Consider the following 17,119-nt stretch of genomic DNA (forward strand, 5'->3'; position numbering starts at 1 on the left):
TGTTCAGACGGCCTTGTAGCTTTGGTTTAAACCGATATTGTTTACTCAGCCTTTAAATCAGCCACGCATTGCTTATCGCGTGCCTCAAAAGCTTCCGCGCCACCCAAGAGCTTGAGTTGCTCCTCAGGGCTGATTTTGCCGAAGTTTCGGATTTGCTCGTCAGAGAGTTTGCTTAAAGGCTGATCCCACATGCAGACACAATAGTCTTGAGCCAATTTCTCGTTTTGCGTATCCAAACCTTTTGCCTTCAAATCAGCTTGCCATTTTTCAGCAAAAGGAATGTTTTTCACGCAAGACTCCACCACATTTTGTTTCATCTGCGGCTTGTTCATGGCGCATTGTGAGAGCAGGGCGGTCAGAGCCAGCAAAGACAAAATAATCCATGCCCAAATGCGGATGGTGCGGATTTTTGCCTTGGCTTTTTTTCTGGCCGCCAGTTGCTCTTCAGACGGCCTTTCCGTTTGTTGCTCAGTCATGCAGGCTTTCCATGCGGATCATGGTGATCGGAGCATCCACGCAGCTCAGTGCTTCAATCGCTGCGATAGCGCGTTTAACATTGTGTTCCACTGTTGTGTGGGTCAGAATCACAATTTCGGCAGTACTTTGATTAATCACACCTTTTTGAATCAGAGCCTCGATAGAAACATTTTCTTTGGCCAAGAGTGCGGCAATTTGACCCAAAGTGCCCGGTTCGTCAGTTGCTTGAACGCGCAGATAGTAGCTGCTGGTAATTTCATCCATAGGCAGAATATTTTGCGCTTGCACTTGTGAAGGTTGGAATGCCAAGTGAGGAACACGATGGTCAGTTTCCGCTTCAATCAGACGGGCAATATCAATGATGTCGGCAACCACGGCAGAGGCAGTTGGCAATGCACCAGCGCCTGCACCATAATACAAGGTTTCACCAACCATATCGGCATTGACACGGACAGCATTCATCACGCCGTTAACGTTAGCCAGCAGACGGCTTTCAGGAATCAGAGTAGGGTGTACACGCAACTCGATGCCTTTGTCGGTTTTACGGGTAATACCCAACAATTTGATACGGTAGCCAAGCTCTTCAGCGTATTTGATATCTCGGCTGTCGAGTTTGCTGATACCTTCTAAATAGCAGGCAGAAAAGTTCATCGGCGTACCGAATGCCAATGCGCTCATAATCGTAATCTTATGGCCGGCATCATGACCTTCGATATCAAAAGTAGGGTCAGCTTCTGCATAGCCCAAAGCCTGAGCTTCTTCCAATACGTCTGCAAACGCGCTGCCTTTTTCACGCATTTCAGTAAGAATAAAGTTGCTGGTACCATTAATAATACCGGCGATACTGCGGATTTGATTTGCAGCCAAGCCCTCACGCAAAGCCTTGATAATAGGGATACCGCCGGCAACAGCAGCTTCAAACTGCACCATGACATTTTTTTCTTCCGCCAAAGGGAAAATTTCATTGCCGTATTCAGCCAGCAGTTTTTTATTGGCAGTAACAATGTGTTTACCGTTCTCAATCGCTTTCAATACCGCATCTTTGGCAATACCGGTACCGCCAAACAATTCAACTACAACATCAACATCTTGATGTTGAACCAGCTCAAACGGATCTTTGATAAAAGCAGCATTCGGGCAAATTTGTTTGGCTTTTTCTTCGCTCAAATCACAAACAGCAGAAATACGGACTTCACGTCCCAAGCGGCGGCTGATTTCCGCAGCGTTGTCCTGCAATACAGTAGCCGTACCGCCACCGACTGTACCCAAACCTAAAAGACCGATATTTACTGGCTTCATTGTGTCTCCTTTTGAGCCGATACTTTAAAATAATCACGAAAAACCAAGGCTTGTTATAATCGCTTGCAATCGTAAATTCAGAGCAAAGCATCAATGCACAAGGTCAAACGTTGAATCCTACCTGATATTGCTTGATTTTGCACCTTTTTTTGCAAGGTTTCCCAAGGCCGTCTGAAAAATCGTTCTACCATAAAAACAGGAATTGCCATGAAAATCACAGAAAACCATATCGATGAAGCCACATCATTTTTTTCATCCTCACAAGGCATATTGCATATCGGCGAACAAACATATTCAGAACCCATCTGCTGGCAAGATGGCAAAGTGAGCATCATTCCTCAAACAACCATCGAAGAATTAAACGAACAAATTTTTATATCAGCAATTGAAACAGCAGAAAACCGTCCAGAAGTCATTATTATAGGTACAGGAGCAAAACAAAAATTTCTGCATCCCAAAATTGCTGCAGCCTTATCAGCCTACGGAATCGGCTTCGAATGCATGAACACGGCTTCAGCTTGCCGAACTTTAGTTTTACTGCAAGGCGAAGGCCGAAACACATGGGCTTGGTTGTGGCCATAATTTGTAAAATAGGCTTTAATATCATACCAATTAAAATTCGCATAATTTATATTATGTTAAATTTATAAGTCTAATATTTTTTAGTTTGCTAGTTCCTATTTCTCTTAATTCTACAATTACTTACAGAATTCAAAAATCAAAAGGCCGTCTGAAAGTTGAGTTTCAGACGGCCTTTGTGTGCAGCATCACTGACGGTTATCTTGCTACGGCAATTCAACCCCGCTGGTCTATCGATGCAGATTTGGGCGGGCGATTCTTTCGCAACAAACTGAAAAGCGGCGTCCGTTTCCATTTCCACAGAGGGTTTATCAAAACCGCAGGGTGATTTTTCAGGCATATTATGACCAAGCAGGTAATGGAAAACAGGCAGACCCCGACTATATTAGATGACAGCCTGTCGCTACATGGGATGCCTATCTGCGCTACAAAATCGGCAAGAAGCTAACCGCCGAACTGGTTGGAACGAATTTGGGCAATCGCTATTATCTTGATCCAATCAATCCTACCCATATGCCCGCACTGGACAGGACGATACGCATTGGGATAACTGGAAAATGGTAATGACCAATTAATCATTTTGGGAGTAAAAAGCCGTCTGAACATTGGGTTTCAGACGGCTTTTTACATGATGGCTTAGTCATGCCCTACTCTTTCATGTTATATGAAGGTTGAAGCTAACCTGCATAATTTTTATATCTTCTGCTTTGGAATTAAAAAGGCTGTTTGAAAATGAAACGTCTATATTTCAGACGGCCTTTGCTTTATAGCAAACTCGAAATTTAAGCCACGAAATCCAACCCTATGTCCAGCGAACGGCTACTGTGGGTCAGATAGCCAAGGGCGATGCCGTCTACGCCGGTTTGTGCTACGCGTTTCAGTCGGTCGAAGCCGATGCCGCCCGATGCTTCGCAATAGATGGTGTGTGTGTGGGTTGTTTGTGTGTGGCAGCGGTTTGCCGCTTCTTTCAGGGTTTCGTCGTCCATGTTGTCCAGCAAAATCCGTTCCGCGCCCGCTGCGATGGCTTCGTCCAGTTGTGCCAACGTGTCCACTTCGACTTCCACGCAGGTCAACGGTCCGACCGCCTGTTTTGCCTGACGAACGGCTTGGGCGATGCTGCCGCAATAGGCGAGGTGGTTGTCTTTGATGAGTACGGCGTCGTCCAAACCCATGCGGTGGTTCACGCCGCCGCCTGCCCTGACGGCGTATTTTTGCAGGACGCGCAGCAGGGGGATGGTTTTGCGGCTGCACACGATGTCTGTACCGTATTCGGCGACTTCGGCAACGGCAAGCGCGGTGGCGGTGGCGATGCCGCTTAAGTGCGTGAGGTAGTTGAGCGCGGTGCGTTCGGCGGCGAGCAGGGCGCGGGCGTTGCCTTCGACGGCGGCAAGCGTCTGACCTGCGCGGACGGTTTGCCCGTCTTGGATTTCAGCTTGAAAGCGGACGGACGGATCCATCGTCTGAAAGGCGAGGCGCGCCAAGTCCATGCCGGCGATGACGCCGTTTTCGCGGCTGACGAGGAAGAGTTTGGCGGTTTTGTCAGGCGCGATGACGGCGGCGGACGTAATGTCGCCGCGCCTGCCCAAATCTTCGCTCAAGGCTTGTTCGACCATGGGGCGCAACAGGGTGTCGGGCAGGGGGAAGAGGGTGTTTTCAGACGGCATGGGGTTTCCTTTGTTGAAAAATATTGGTGTTGCACCGATGGGGCAAAACTTCATTTTATAGTGGATTAACAAAAACCAGTACGGCGTTGCCTCGCCTTAGCTCAAAGAGAACAATTCTCTCCGGCGTCATCTGATTATTTTGAAATTGCCATTTCAATGACTTGCTCAACATAGTTGTTTTCCAAATCAATTACGTCTCCTTTTCTTTGATTTGATTTTTTTAGTTCATTATATGCATAAAAAATGACGATTTTCTTCCCTTCACAAAATAAATGTCTGTCGGATTTATTCATCATATACATACTTTCATTCCTTACGATGCCTTCACCATCTATAAAACTAAAACTATTCGGTATATTTCTTCGTTCCATTCCCGCTTCATATATTGACGATATCACTCCGGAAACGCTTCTGGTGATAATCTGTCCGGAATCAATATTACTCCACCATTCCTCTGATGCAAATAAGCCTTTGTCTTTTTTGATGCCAAAGATACTTTCGTCATTTAATGATAATAATCTTGTCTTTTCAATAAATTCTTTTTCTCTTTTCATGACTTTTTTAAAATCATAGATTAAATACATATCATCATCCAAAATCAAATAACTCATTTTACGTCTCCAATTTTTTCAAAATAAATAATCTGTTTCTCAAAAGTTTCTTTACCGCCAGCCCTACCCAGTCCTGTATTGACTACCCCTTTCCCTTTATTCACATATGGCTTCCCTTGACCTTCAAGTTTAAATTGTACTTGTGTTTTTTCAGTCCATCCCTTATTTGTGCGAGGTAAATCTGGAAAAAGTTTGCCTGTGGCTGAGTTGCCTGTGGTGCCAATCTTTTTTAAAACTTCCATAGTTCCTGGTAAGGTGTTCAAGCACCAAGTGAATCGGTTCCGTACTATCTGTACTGTCTGCGGCTTCGTCGCCTTGTCCTGATTTTTGTTAATCCACTATAGGTCGTCTGAAAACGGGCTAACGGCTGCCCAGTGGCAGTCCGATATCAGAAATCAGCTGATCGGGCAGAACGTCGTCGCGGAAGCGGTAAAGCTGCGCAGGACGGCCTTTACTGCCCGATACGCCGGTATCCGACGGCTCGATGAGGTTTTGCTGCTGAATCTGGCGGCGGAAGTTTTGCTTGTGCAGCAATCTGCCGCTGATGGCTTCGACGCTGTTTTGCAGTTGCAGCAGCGTGAATTCGGGCGGCATCAATTCAAAAATCACGGGGCGGTATTTGATTTTGGCGCGCAGGCGGGACAGGGCGGTTGCCAGCACGCGGCGGTGGTCGTGGCGCATGGGCTGCCCCGTGAGCGCGAAGTCGAAGTTTGCCTGCGGCTCGGCGGCTTCCGCTATCAGGCCGCTTTCATACAACATTTCATAGCGTTGCAAAACGTATTCTTCCGACCAGTTTTCCGGTTCGACCCCCCAACACAAATGAATGCGCTTGAGCCGCTTTTGGCGGACTTCCTCCGTGTCCGCCGAGTTTGCCCAAATGCGCAGGCGGCTGACAATGGCGTCGCGCTGCCCGCCGTCGGTACGCAAATCTTCCCACGGGAAATAGCCGTAGCAGTCCTGCCATTTCGCATCCGGATGCAGGATGCTGTCGGCTGCCTCGTGCACCAGCCCCAAATAGCTGACGTATAAGACAGGCAGGCCTTGTTCATTTTGGCGGCTTGTATCTACAAACGTATAAAGCTGTTCTACATAGCCCATGGGCTGTGATGTCTGTTTGGCGACCCACATCCTGACCCCTGCTTGCAGAGAGTGGCGAAGCGGTGCAAGCAGGCCATTGGGTAATAGCTCTCCTTTGGCAACTGTCAAAACCCTCAAGCTGCCGTTTGTAATGGCAATCAGTACAGGAACAAGCTCAACGATACTTTGCGGATTGGCTGCTGTTTCAGGATAAGCATCCATGCGTGGCTTTCATTCAAGAGAAAACCTTATTGTAAACCAAAGCGGTTTTCAGACGACCTTGCATATTATACTCAAGTTGAGCATAATATAAAACAGTTTAAAAAACAGGCGGCAAACCTTTATGCCGTCTGAAAACCAGCCACAAGGAAACATCATGCAAACCGCCGCCCGCCGCTCGTTCGATTACGATATGCCCCTCATCCAAACGCCGACTTCCGCCTGCCAAATCCGTCAGGCGTGGGCGAAGGTTGCCGATACGCCAGACCGCGAGACGGCAGGCCGTCTGAAAGATGAAATCAAGGCTTTGCTGAAGGAGAAAAACGCGGTCTTGGTGGCGCATTATTATGTTGATCCTCTGATTCAGGATTTGGCTTTGGAAACGGGCGGATGCGTGGGCGATTCGCTGGAAATGGCACGCTTCGGTGCGGAACACGAAGCCGGTACGCTGGTGGTAGCGGGCGTGCGTTTCATGGGCGAGAGCGCGAAAATCCTCTGCCCTGAAAAAACGGTGCTGATGCCTGATTTGGAGGCGGAATGTTCTTTGGATTTGGGTTGTCCCGAAGAAGCGTTTTCGACGTTTTGCGACCAACACCCCGACCGCACGGTGGTGGTGTACGCCAACACTTCCGCCGCCGTGAAAGCGCGTGCCGACTGGGTGGTAACGTCTTCAGTGGCGTTGGAAATCGTGTCGTATCTGAAATCGCGCGGCGAGAAACTGATTTGGGGACCCGACCGCCACCTCGGCGACTACATCCGCCGCGAAACGGGCGCGGATATGCTGTTGTGGCAGGGTTCGTGCATCGTCCATAACGAATTCAAAGGGCAGGAACTGGCGGCGTTGAAGGCGGAACACCCCGACGCGGTGGTGCTGGTACATCCAGAATCGCCGCAAAGCGTCATCGAACTGGGCGACGTGGTCGGCTCGACCAGCAAACTGCTGAAAGCCGCCGTATCGCGCCCTGAAAAAAAATTCATCGTGGCGACCGATTTGGGCATCCTGCACGAAATGCAAAAGCAGGCACCCGTCAAAGAATTCATCGCCGCGCCGACGGCAGGCAACGGCGGAAGCTGCAAAAGCTGCGCGTTCTGCCCGTGGATGGCGATGAATTCGCTGGGCGGCATCAAATACGCCCTGACAAGCGGACGCAACGAAATCCTGTTGGACAGGAAGCTGGGCGAAGCCGCCAAACTGCCTTTGCAGCGTATGCTCGACTTCGCGGCAGGGCTGAAGAAAAAAGATGTGTTCAACGGCATGGGCCCCGCCTGATTTGCCGTCCGTATTGCCGTTTCAGACGATCTCTCAAACAAGGACAACACCATGCAAACCGATTGCGACGTATTGATTGCCGGAAACGGGCTGGCGGCACTGACGCTCGCCCTGTCGCTGCCTGAATCGTTCCGCATCGTCATTTTGTGTAAAAACCGGCTGGACGACACCGCCAGCCGTCATGCGCAAGGCGGGATTGCGGCGGCGTGGTCGGGAGAGGACGACATCGAAAAACACGTCGCCGATACTTTGGAAGCGGGCGCGGGTTTATGCGACGAAGCCGCCGTCCGCGCCATCCTGTCGCAGGGCAAACCGGCAATCGAATGGCTGCTGGCGCAGGGTGTGGCGTTTGACCGGAATCATAACGACCTGCACCTGACGCGCGAAGGCGGGCATACCTGCCGCCGAATCGCCCACGTTGCCGACTACACGGGCGAAGCCGTCATGCAGAGCCTGATTGCCCAAATACGCTGCCGCCCGAACATCCGCGTTTGCGGGCGGCAGATGGCGTTGGACGTTCAAACCGAATCAGGTGTGGCGTGCGGACTGATCGTCCTTGACCGCCGAACGCAAGAAACCTACCTCATCCGCGCCCGCCATACCGTACTCGCAGGCGGCGGCTTGGGACAGATTTACACCGCCACCACCACGCCGCCCGAATGCACGGGCGACGCCATCGCCATGGCGATACGCGCAGGCTGCGCAGTCGAAAACCTCGAATTTATCCAATTCCACCCCACAGGCTTGGCAAGGCTGTCTGAAAACGGACGCACCTTCCTGATTTCCGAAGCCGTGCGCGGCGAAGGCGGCATTCTGACCAACCAATCGGGCGAACGGTTTATGCCGCATTACGACCGCCGCGCCGAACTCGCGCCGCGCGACATCGTTGCCCGCACCATCGCTGCCGAAATCGCCAAACAAACGCAAGACTTCGTCTCACTCAATATCAGCCATCAACCCGCAGCGTTCGTCCGCCGGCATTTCCCGTCCATCCATCGGCACTGCCTGTCCCAATGCGGCTTGGACATCACGCGCCAAGCCATCCCCGTCCGCCCCGTGCAACACTACACCTGCGGCGGCATCCAAACCGACCCCAGCGGCAGAACCTCCCTGCCGCAGCTCTACTCCTTAGGCGAAACCGCCTGCACCGGCTTGCACGGAGCCAACCGCCTCGCCAGTAACTCCCTGCTCGAATGCGTCGTTACCGCCAGGCTTGCCGCCCAAACCATCGCGGACGGACAAGCGTTCCAAACCGCACCGCCCCAAAGGCCGTCTGAAAGCCCCACCGCCGAAGCAGGCATCTTTTCAGACGGCATCCAAAACACATTCAGCCGCCCCGCCCTGCAAGCGTTCAACCAACGCCATCTGGGCATTCTCCGCAACGATACCGGCCTGCGCCGCGCCATCGCCCAACTGTGGCTTTGGAAGCAAAACCAAGCCGAGCCGCACACCGCGTCCGAATACGAAAACCGCAACCTGCTTGAATGCAGCCTCGCCGTCGCCCAAGCCGCATACAGGCGGAGACAGAACATCGGAGCACATTTTAATAGTGATTGTTAAGGCTGATAGAGACCTTTGCAAAATACCCCTCTTCTTTTCTCCCTGGACACCCTATAGTTTCAAGTCTAGTGGGATACGGACTTAGCTAATGGGCTAAAATCAACGAATAGAAGGAACTCCTCCATTTTTACAGTGGATTAACAAAAATCAGGACAAGGCGACGAAGCCGCAGACAGTACAAATAGTACGGAACCGATTCACTTGGTGCTTCAGCACCTTAGAGAATCGTTCTCTTTGAGCTAAGGCGAGGCAACGCCGTACTGGTTTTTGTTAATCCACCATCTCAACAGCTTAAAATCTTGCGGGATTGGTGTGGAATTTAGGGCTAATCTAGTGCAGCCCCAAAAATTAAAATCAAAAGGCCGTCTGAAAGTTGAGTTTCAGACGGCCTTTGTGTAATGCAGGCTTTCCTACCATTTTGCATTGCATCGGTGAATCATGCTCCCTCTACGATGTAAATTATGTAAACACCGTGTTGATGGTTTATCATAGCAAAGACTGCACCAAGCAATCATAAATACCGCAATATGTATAAAATCAAAAACCAATAAGAGAAAAAATGAATAAACAACAACTTGCAGCCAAAATTTGGCAATCTGCGAATAAAATGCGTTCCAAAATTGAAGCGAACGAATACAAAGACTACATCTTAGGCTTTATTTTTTACAAATTTCTTTCTGATAAATTAGAAAAATTTGCCCTTGAACAAGGCTTAGAAAAATCAAATTTTGCCGATGAGCTTACCGAATCTAACGGGGAGCTTGTCAACCATGTCAAAAGAAACCTCGGCTATTTCATCAGCTACGAACATCTATTTTCGACTTGGTTAGCCCAAGGCTCGGATTTCAATATTGCCCATGTTCGCACGGCAATGAGCGCTTTCAGTCGCAATATTGCCGACAATTACACTGCTGTTTTTGACGGCATTTTCAAAACCTTGGAATCCGGTTTGAGTAAATTGGGCGATACCGCCGTCAGCCAAACCAATGCTGTGAAAGACCTTTTCGTACTGATTGCCGATATACCGATGGACGGCAAACAGGGCTATGACGTATTGGGCTTTATTTATGAATACCTGATTAGTATGTTTGCTGCCAACGCAGGTAAAAAAGCGGGCGAATTTTATACGCCGCACGAAGTATCTTTGCTGATGTCTGAAATCATTGCCGACCATCTCAAAGACCGTGAAGAAATCAGCATTTACGACCCGACCAGCGGATCAGGTTCATTGCTGATCAACATCGGCCATAGCGTTGCCAAACATCTTAAAAGCGCCGACAGCATCAAATATTACGCACAAGAATTAAAAGAAAACACTTACAACCTCACGCGTATGAATTTGGTTATGCGCGGCATTTTGCCGAGCAATATCTTCACCCGCAATGCCGATACCTTGGAAGACGACTGGCCGCTGGAAGGCGAGCCGCTGTATCTGGATGCCGTAGTATCCAATCCGCCCTATTCCCAGCCGTGGAATCCCAAAGACAAAGAAGGCGACATCCGCTACAAACGTTTTGGCGTCGCCCCGCAGGCAAAAGCCGATTTTGCCTTTCTATTGCACGATCTCTTCCACTTAAAACCCGACGGTATCATGACCATCGTCTTGCCGCATGGCGTGCTTTTTAGGGGTGGCGAAGAAGAGAAAATCCGCAAAAATCTGATCGAATACAATCATATCGATGCCATTATCGGTCTGCCTGCCAATATCTTTTTTGGTACGGGCATTCCCACCATCATCATCGTTTTACGCCAAGAGCGCGAACGTAACGACGTATTGATGATTGACGCCTCCAAGCATTTCATCAAAGTAGGCAAAAACAACCATTTGCAGGCAAGCGACATCAAGCGCATTGTCGATTGCGTGACCCATCGCCGGGAATTGCCTAAATTCTCCCGCATTGTGCCGAAAGCCGAAATTGTGGCAAACGGCTACAACCTCAACATTCCGCGCTACGTCGATTCCGCCGAACCGGTGGAGCAATGGGATATTTTCGCCACCATGCACGGCGGCATACCCAAAGCCGAGCTGGCACAATTTACAGACTACTGGGCAGCCTTTGACGGTTTACAGACGGCTTTATTTACCGATAACGGCACACCTTATGTGCAGCCGAAAACCGACAATCTCAAAGCCGCCATGCAAAGCCACGCCGGCGTGCTGAATTACCAAGCACAATTTGCCCAAAACTTTGCCGATTTTACCGCCAGCTTGGAAACCCTGCTAATTGGGCCGATGGAAACGCTCAACATATCCCAAACTCAGCAACAACTTGCCGAACTCATTCGGAAAAAAGTGCAGGCAATGCCCTTATTGGATTTCTATACCGCCTATCAAAAACTCGATGACCTATGGCGCGCCGATGTGGCAGGCATTGCCGCCGATTTGGAGATGATTCAAACCGAGGGCAAACAGGCAATTAAGCAGGTTGATCCATTTATGGTGCTGAAAAAAGACAGCAAAACCAAAAAAGAAGCCGAAGTACAAGACGGCTGGGTGGGGCATATTCTGCCGTTTGAATTGGTGCAGGCCGTCAAACTGCCGCAGGAATTGGCAAACCTAAAAGCCAAAGAAACCCGCTTGGCAGAAATCACTGCCGAGATGCAAAGCATTTTGGAAAACCTGAGCGAAGAAGAAAAAGCCTGCCCTGCCGTCAATGAAGAAGGCGACGGCTTTATCAATGCCGAAATTCCCAAAGCCTTGCAACAAGAATTGGAATCCGACGGCGTAGAAATCGCCAAAAAAGCCGACTTAAGCAAAGCCATCGACAAACACATATTTGCCGAAGAAAGCCTGGGCGCAAAATTGCAGGCTGCCTATAAGCTGCTTGCCGAAGAAAAAACGCTCAAGGCGGAACTCAAAACCCTATCCGCCGAGCTGCACAGCAAAACCAAAGCCGCCATTGAAGCCCTGGATGATGCCGAAGCCCTCGATTTGCTCCGCCAAAAATGGTTTGTTCCGCTCAATGCGGCGATGTGCAGGCTGCCTGAAAACATGCTGGCGCAATTCAGCCAAAAACTGACCGCACTTTGCGACAAATATGCCGACACCTATCAGCATATCAGCGGGCGCAAACAGGAAAGCGCCGCCGCACTGGCGCAAATGATGGACGAACTCACCGGCAGCGAATTTGATTTGCAGGGCATTGCCGCATGGCAGGCGATTTTGAAAGGCTAAGGGGGCAAAATGAATAAGCAACAAGAGCCACGTTTGCGGTTTAAAGGGTTTACAGAAGAGTGGAAAAATAAAACTTTAGGCGATTTAGGAAGAGTAGAAATGTGTCGCCGTATTTTTAAAGAGCAAACCCAGCCAAGTGGTGAAATTCCCTTTTTTAAAATCGGTACATTTGGACAAGAACCAGACGCATTTATCAGTAGTGAATTATTTGAGGAATATCGCCAGAAATACCCTTATCCTAAACAAGGAGATATTTTAATTTCTGCTGCGGGTACAATTGGCCGAACGGTTGAATTTACAGGGGAGAATGCGTATTTTCAAGATAGCAACATAGTTTGGTTACGTTTTGATGAAAGCCAAATAACTTCAACATTTTTAAATATCACATACCAAAATATTAAATGGGGTTTAGAAGGAAGTACAATCAAGCGGTTATATAACAGTGATTTATTATCCGCAGAAATAACTGTACCTTCCCTTCCTGAACAAACCCACCTCGGTTTGTTTTTCCGTCGCTTAGACAGCCAAATCGCCGAGAGCCGTGCGGTGTTGGAAAAAAGCCGTCAGCTTAAAAAGGCAATGCTGGCAAAAATGTTTCCCGCAAATGGTGAAAAAATACCGCAAATCCGCTTTAAAGGGTTTGAAGGGGAGTGGGAGACATATCAAATTTGTGATTTATTTAGAATTACTCGTGGTAATGTCTTAGCTACGACAAATTTAGTAGATAATAAAAATGAAGATTATTGTTATCCTGTCTATAGTTCACAAACGAAAAATAAAGGTCTGATGGGATATTGGAAACATTACCTGTTTGAAAATGCGATTACTTGGACAACTGATGGAGCAAATGCTGGGGATGTAAATTTTCGTTCAGGGAAATTCTATTGCACAAATGTGTGTGGCGTTCTAATTAATGAAGATGGTTTTGCAAATCAATGTATTGCTGAGATTCTCAATTTAGTTACACACAGCTATGTATCCTATGTTGGAAATCCTAAATTGATGAATAATGTAATGGCTGAAATTCCTATACTTATTCCTCCAACCATCAAAGAACAAACCGCAATCGGTAATTTCTTCCTCCAACTAGACGAAACCATTGCTTTACAGTCGGCAGAGGTCGAAAAATTAAACCGGCTCAAAAAAGGGCTGTTGGCAGCGATGTTGGTGTAGGCAGCGTCCTGCCCATGATTGAGGCCGTCTGAAAAATTGTGGTAGCGCCCTTACGGAGAAAAAGAATGTTCAATAAAGAAGCTGATTTTGAAAACGCACTGATTGCCTTGCTGACCACCAAAAGCTGGGAAAAGGAAGTGTTGCGACATCCTACCGAAGAAGATTTGATTGCCAACTGGCAGGCGCATTTGAATAAAACTAATCAGCACATCGACAAGCTCGATGTACCGTTGATTCGCTCGGAAATGAACCGGATTTTGGAGCAGGTGCAGGCATTGAAAACGCCTTATGCGCTAAACGGCTTTATCAACGGCAAAACGGTGGCAATCAAGCGTGAAAATGAGGCAAGTCGTCATTTTGGCAAGGAAGTGTCGCTGGATATTTTTGACCGTGAGGAAATTTCTGCCGGCAAAAGCCGCTATCAAATTGCCCAGCAGCCCCATTTCACCCCTCGTTCTGATTTATACCCCAAGCAGCGCGGCGATTTGATGCTGTTAATCAACGGTATGCCGATGTTTCATATTGAGTTGAAACGCTCAGGCGTGCCCATCAGCCAAGCAACCAATCAAATTGAGCGATACCATAAGGCAGGCGCGTTTTCGGGTATTTTTAGTCTGGTGCAGGTGTTTGTGGCGATGACGCCGGAAGAATGCCGCTATTTTGCCAATACCGGCGGTCGATTAAATCCGGCGTTTTACTTCCGTTGGGCGGATTTCAATAATGTGTATATGAACGATTGGGATAAGGTGGCGACGCATTTCCTCTCGATTCCGATGGCGCACCAGTTTATCGGGGATTACACCATTGCCGATGCGAAAGACGAACAGCTGAAAGTGTTGCGCAGCTATCAGTATTATGCAGTTAACAAGATTGCCGACACGGTGGCAAAAACCGATTGGACGGCGGGCAATCAGCGCGGCGGCTATATTTGGCATACCACAGGCTCGGGAAAAACGATGTCGAGTTTTAAATCGGCGCAGTTAATCAGCCGCCGCAAAGATGCGGATAAGGTGATTTTCTTGCTCGACCGTATTGAGCTGGGCAAGCAATCGCTGGAGGAATATCAGAATTTTGCCGACAGTAAAGATGATGTACAGGCAACGGAAAACACCGCCATTTTGCTCGCCAAGCTGAAAAGTAAACAAGACCGCGACCGCCTAATCGTTACGTCCATCCAGAAAATGAGCAATATCAAGGCGGAAGAAGGAGTCAATGAGGCGGACATCGAGCAAATCAGCGGCAAGCGGCTGGTGTTTATTATTGATGAAGCCCACCGCACCACCTTTGGCGATATGTTGCTCACCATTAAGCACACCTTCCCCAATGCGCTTTTCTTCGGCTTTACCGGCACGCCGATTGAAGAAGAAAACGCTAAGAAAAGTTCAACCACTGCTACGGTTTTCGGCAATGAATTGCACCGCTATTCCATTGCAGACGGCATTCGCGATGAGAACGTGCTGGGTTTTCACCCCTTCCATATCCGCACCTTCAAAGACAGCGATTTACGCAGATCTGTCGCTTTGCAAGAAGCTAAAGCGGCAGATGAAAGCGAAGTATTTGCCGATGACCAAAAGAAAAAAATCTACAATCAATTTATGAACAATGTGCCGATGGCGGGAGAATATACTTCAGACGGCAAATATCAAAAAGGCATTGAAGATTATATACCCAATGTGCAATATCAAACGCCGGAACATGTGAATGCAGTGATCGACGACATGCTGGAAAATTGGCAACGCCTCAGCCAAGGCAAAAAATATCATGCCATTTTTGCCACCGGCTCTATTCCCGAAGCGGTCAATTATTACCGCCTGATTAAAGCCAAAAATTCCGGGCTGAAGCTGACCGCACTTTTCGATCCGAATATTCTTAACGATGGGCAAGGCAACGATAAGGAAGAATGGATTGCCGAAATTTTGAATGATTACAACGCCCAGTTCGGCACAAGTTTCGGCTACGCCACTTATTCCCGATTTAAAACAGATTTGTCAGACAGGTTGTCGCATATCAATGCGTATAAGAGAATCAAGCCCGACGAGCAGCTGGATTTGTTGATTGTGGTTGATCAGATGCTGACGGGCTTCGACAGTAAATGGCTCAATACACTCTATTTAGACAAAATTTTGGATTACGCCAACTTGATTCAGGCATTTTCCCGCACCAACCGCTTATGCGACAAAACCGATAAGCCTTTTGGTTTAATCCGCTATTACCGCAAGCCGCACACGATGCAACGCAATATTGAGCGGGCCGTAAAACTTTATTCGGGCGACCGTCCAATGGGGCTGTTTGTAGATAATTTAGATAAAGTTATCGACAAAATGAATGTCTGCTTTGCCGATATTGCCGATATTTTTAAATGGGCAGGATTAGAGGATTTTTCAAAAAACCCTAATGATACAACCTCATGCGCAAAGTTTGTCAAACTATTCAATCAACTCAATGAGCACTTACAAGCTGCCCGGCTCTTGGGCTTTTCTTGGGAAAAATCAAGCTATAACGTGGTGCAGGAAGACGACAGCGTGATCACTGCCACACTCAATTTCGATCAAGAGAGCTACGATAAACTGCTGGCCCGTTATAAAGATTTGTTTAAAGAAAGTCCAAGCAATGGTGGCGGTAGCGATGATGTGCCATTTGATTTGCGTTCGCACATCAACGAAATCGAAACCGATAAAATTGATCAAAATTATATGAATGCCCGTTTTGAAAAATGGCTTAAAACCATCGGCGGCATAGAAGAAGCGGCGGCACTTGAGGAGCTACACCACTCTTTTGCTACGCTTTCTAAAGAAGATCAAAAATTTGCTGAGTTGTTTTTACACGATGTGCAATCCGGCGATATCAAACTTGATTCAGATTTAGCATTAAGTGATTACATCACTACGTATAAACAAAAAGATGCCAATGATAAGGTGCTAAAGATAATTAAAAATTTAGGGCTAGATGGAGATTTGCTACGTGCACTGTTGGCAAGAAAATATACCGGCGAAAATTTGGACTTAGGCAGACTAAATGACCTAAAAGAAACAGTCGATAGGGAAAAAGCCAAAGTTTATTTTAACGAAGAACGTATATTTTATTTAAATATACGGATTGATGAATTTCTAAGGGAACTCATTACAAGATAGCTATTACTTATTGAAAGATATTAAATAATCATCAAGTTGGCATATCTCTACCTAAACATTAGTCCCCTTACTGACCCAACTACAAAGGCTGGGCCAAATCGTTTTCCGTGTTGTAGCTGATAAAATCTTGTTCATGAGGGAAATGGACAACCCTCGCGCGCTGTTGCTGCAGCCAGCCGCGGATGCTGCGCATTCCTGAATAAAGGTATGGCACGGTGCTTTGCAGGATTTGCGGCCGGATAAACATCACGCTGTAATGCGGTCTGGCAGGGGTCTCCACATAAAACGCATTGCACAATGGCGTGCGCCGCGCGATGGTTTCAAATTGGGAAACCAAGTTTTCCGGCAAACGCGGCATATCACAGGATACGATAAGCAACCAGTCGGCAGTAGCAATTTGCAAATCGTTGGCGGCTGTACATAAAGCGGCTAAAGGGCCGTAATGCTGCCATTGGCGCGCATCAGAGAAAACGTGCGCGGTGCGTTGGGCGTAAGATTCGAGGTTGCGGTTGGCACTGATGGCGATGTGGCTGACTTGGGGGCGGATTTTTTCGATAACATGATCTATCAAGGCTTTGTTGTGCCATTGCACCAACCCCTTATCGACACCTCCCATCCGGCTTCCCTGCCCGCCGGCCAATATCAGTGCGAAAATTTTCATTTTGGTAGTCCTTTGCGAAGCAGAGTATGGAGTGTGGCTCAAGATGTTGTGTTTATTGGATAAGTTTCAAGGTTTCAGGCCGTCTGAAACCTTATTTTTATGATTTAATTCACTTGAGATGAATTTTATCATAACATGATTTTACATTAAACCCCTGTTTTTTCTTATCATATCCATACAATTATTTTAGACAGGTTGTTTATAGACCAAAAGAATGATATTT

At 47.9% G+C, this 17,119-nt stretch carries 13 protein-coding genes and 1 pseudogene; 7 read left to right on the plus strand and 7 right to left on the minus strand.

Features of this window, described 5'->3' with window-relative positions:
* Window positions 1-41: 41 nt before the first annotated feature.
* Entirely contained in the window at window positions 42-476 is a 435-nt protein-coding gene (locus tag FAH67_RS04000; protein ID WP_003680181.1) for a hypothetical protein, read from the minus strand.
* Window positions 469-1,776, minus strand: coding sequence for a homoserine dehydrogenase (locus tag FAH67_RS04005; RefSeq protein WP_003680182.1), 1,308 nt, complete (start codon window positions 1,774-1,776; stop codon window positions 469-471). The genes FAH67_RS04000 and FAH67_RS04005 overlap by 8 nt, the downstream gene beginning before the upstream one ends.
* Before the next feature lie 207 nt (window positions 1,777-1,983).
* Here FAH67_RS04005 and FAH67_RS04010 point away from each other — a divergent pair, with 207 nt between their 5' ends.
* Both FAH67_RS04010 and FAH67_RS12385 read left to right on the plus strand, forming a co-directional pair.
* The gene (locus FAH67_RS04010; RefSeq protein ID WP_003680183.1) at window positions 1,984-2,358 is read left to right on the plus strand and encodes an Mth938-like domain-containing protein; all 375 of its coding nucleotides are present in this window, start codon (window positions 1,984-1,986) and stop codon (window positions 2,356-2,358) included.
* A gap of 190 nt (window positions 2,359-2,548) precedes the next feature.
* Window positions 2,549-2,919 (plus strand): annotated as a pseudogene (locus FAH67_RS12385) (TonB-dependent receptor domain-containing protein); the annotation flags it as partial.
* Between the two features lie 218 nt (window positions 2,920-3,137).
* On the opposite strand, the gene nadC reads toward FAH67_RS12385, so the two are convergent.
* The 4 genes from nadC to FAH67_RS04035 all read right to left on the minus strand — a co-directional run bounded on the left by nadC (window position 3,138) and on the right by FAH67_RS04035 (window position 5,929).
* Window positions 3,138-4,019 (minus strand): carboxylating nicotinate-nucleotide diphosphorylase, encoded by an 882-nt coding sequence (gene nadC, locus FAH67_RS04020; RefSeq protein ID WP_039863777.1) that lies wholly within the window; start codon window positions 4,017-4,019, stop codon window positions 3,138-3,140.
* A gap of 134 nt (window positions 4,020-4,153) precedes the next feature.
* A complete protein-coding gene (locus FAH67_RS04025) occupies window positions 4,154-4,630 on the minus strand; it encodes a hypothetical protein (RefSeq protein ID WP_002258798.1) in 477 nt (158 codons plus the stop codon).
* Complete coding sequence (locus FAH67_RS04030) at window positions 4,627-4,872, minus strand: hypothetical protein (RefSeq protein WP_003680187.1); 246 nt, start codon at window positions 4,870-4,872, stop codon at window positions 4,627-4,629. The genes FAH67_RS04025 and FAH67_RS04030 overlap by 4 nt, the downstream gene beginning before the upstream one ends.
* A gap of 118 nt (window positions 4,873-4,990) precedes the next feature.
* Complete coding sequence (locus FAH67_RS04035; RefSeq protein WP_003680189.1) at window positions 4,991-5,929, minus strand: NUDIX hydrolase; 939 nt, start codon at window positions 5,927-5,929, stop codon at window positions 4,991-4,993.
* A 154-nt stretch (window positions 5,930-6,083) separates the two neighbouring features.
* On the opposite strand from FAH67_RS04035, the gene nadA reads away from it, so the two are divergent.
* The 5 genes from nadA to FAH67_RS04060 all read left to right on the plus strand — a co-directional run bounded on the left by nadA (window position 6,084) and on the right by FAH67_RS04060 (window position 16,235).
* Entirely contained in the window at window positions 6,084-7,196 is a 1,113-nt protein-coding gene (nadA, locus tag FAH67_RS04040) for a quinolinate synthase NadA (RefSeq protein ID WP_039863780.1), read from the plus strand.
* A gap of 51 nt (window positions 7,197-7,247) precedes the next feature.
* The gene (gene nadB, locus FAH67_RS04045; protein WP_003680193.1) at window positions 7,248-8,756 is read left to right on the plus strand and encodes an L-aspartate oxidase; all 1,509 of its coding nucleotides are present in this window, start codon (window positions 7,248-7,250) and stop codon (window positions 8,754-8,756) included.
* Between the two features lie 559 nt (window positions 8,757-9,315).
* A complete protein-coding gene (locus tag FAH67_RS04050) occupies window positions 9,316-11,931 on the plus strand; it encodes a type I restriction-modification system subunit M (RefSeq protein ID WP_003680197.1) in 2,616 nt (871 codons plus the stop codon).
* Between the two features lie 9 nt (window positions 11,932-11,940).
* Window positions 11,941-13,104 carry a restriction endonuclease subunit S gene (locus tag FAH67_RS04055; RefSeq protein ID WP_003680199.1) on the plus strand — a complete coding sequence of 388 codons (1,164 nt, stop codon included), beginning with the start codon at window positions 11,941-11,943 and terminating at the stop codon, window positions 13,102-13,104.
* 65 nt (window positions 13,105-13,169) lie between these two features.
* On the plus strand, window positions 13,170-16,235 hold the full coding sequence (locus tag FAH67_RS04060) for a type I restriction endonuclease subunit R (RefSeq protein ID WP_003680200.1): 3,066 nt from the start codon (window positions 13,170-13,172) through the stop codon (window positions 16,233-16,235).
* A 79-nt stretch (window positions 16,236-16,314) separates the two neighbouring features.
* Here FAH67_RS04060 and mobA read toward each other — a convergent pair whose 3' ends face one another.
* Window positions 16,315-16,896 carry a molybdenum cofactor guanylyltransferase MobA gene (mobA, locus tag FAH67_RS04065; RefSeq protein WP_003680201.1) on the minus strand — a complete coding sequence of 194 codons (582 nt, stop codon included), beginning with the start codon at window positions 16,894-16,896 and terminating at the stop codon, window positions 16,315-16,317.
* Window positions 16,897-17,119 lie beyond the last annotated feature (223 nt).

The sequence above is a fragment of the Neisseria flavescens genome, assembly GCF_005221285.1.
In the GTDB taxonomy this organism is placed as follows: domain Bacteria; phylum Pseudomonadota; class Gammaproteobacteria; order Burkholderiales; family Neisseriaceae; genus Neisseria; species Neisseria flavescens.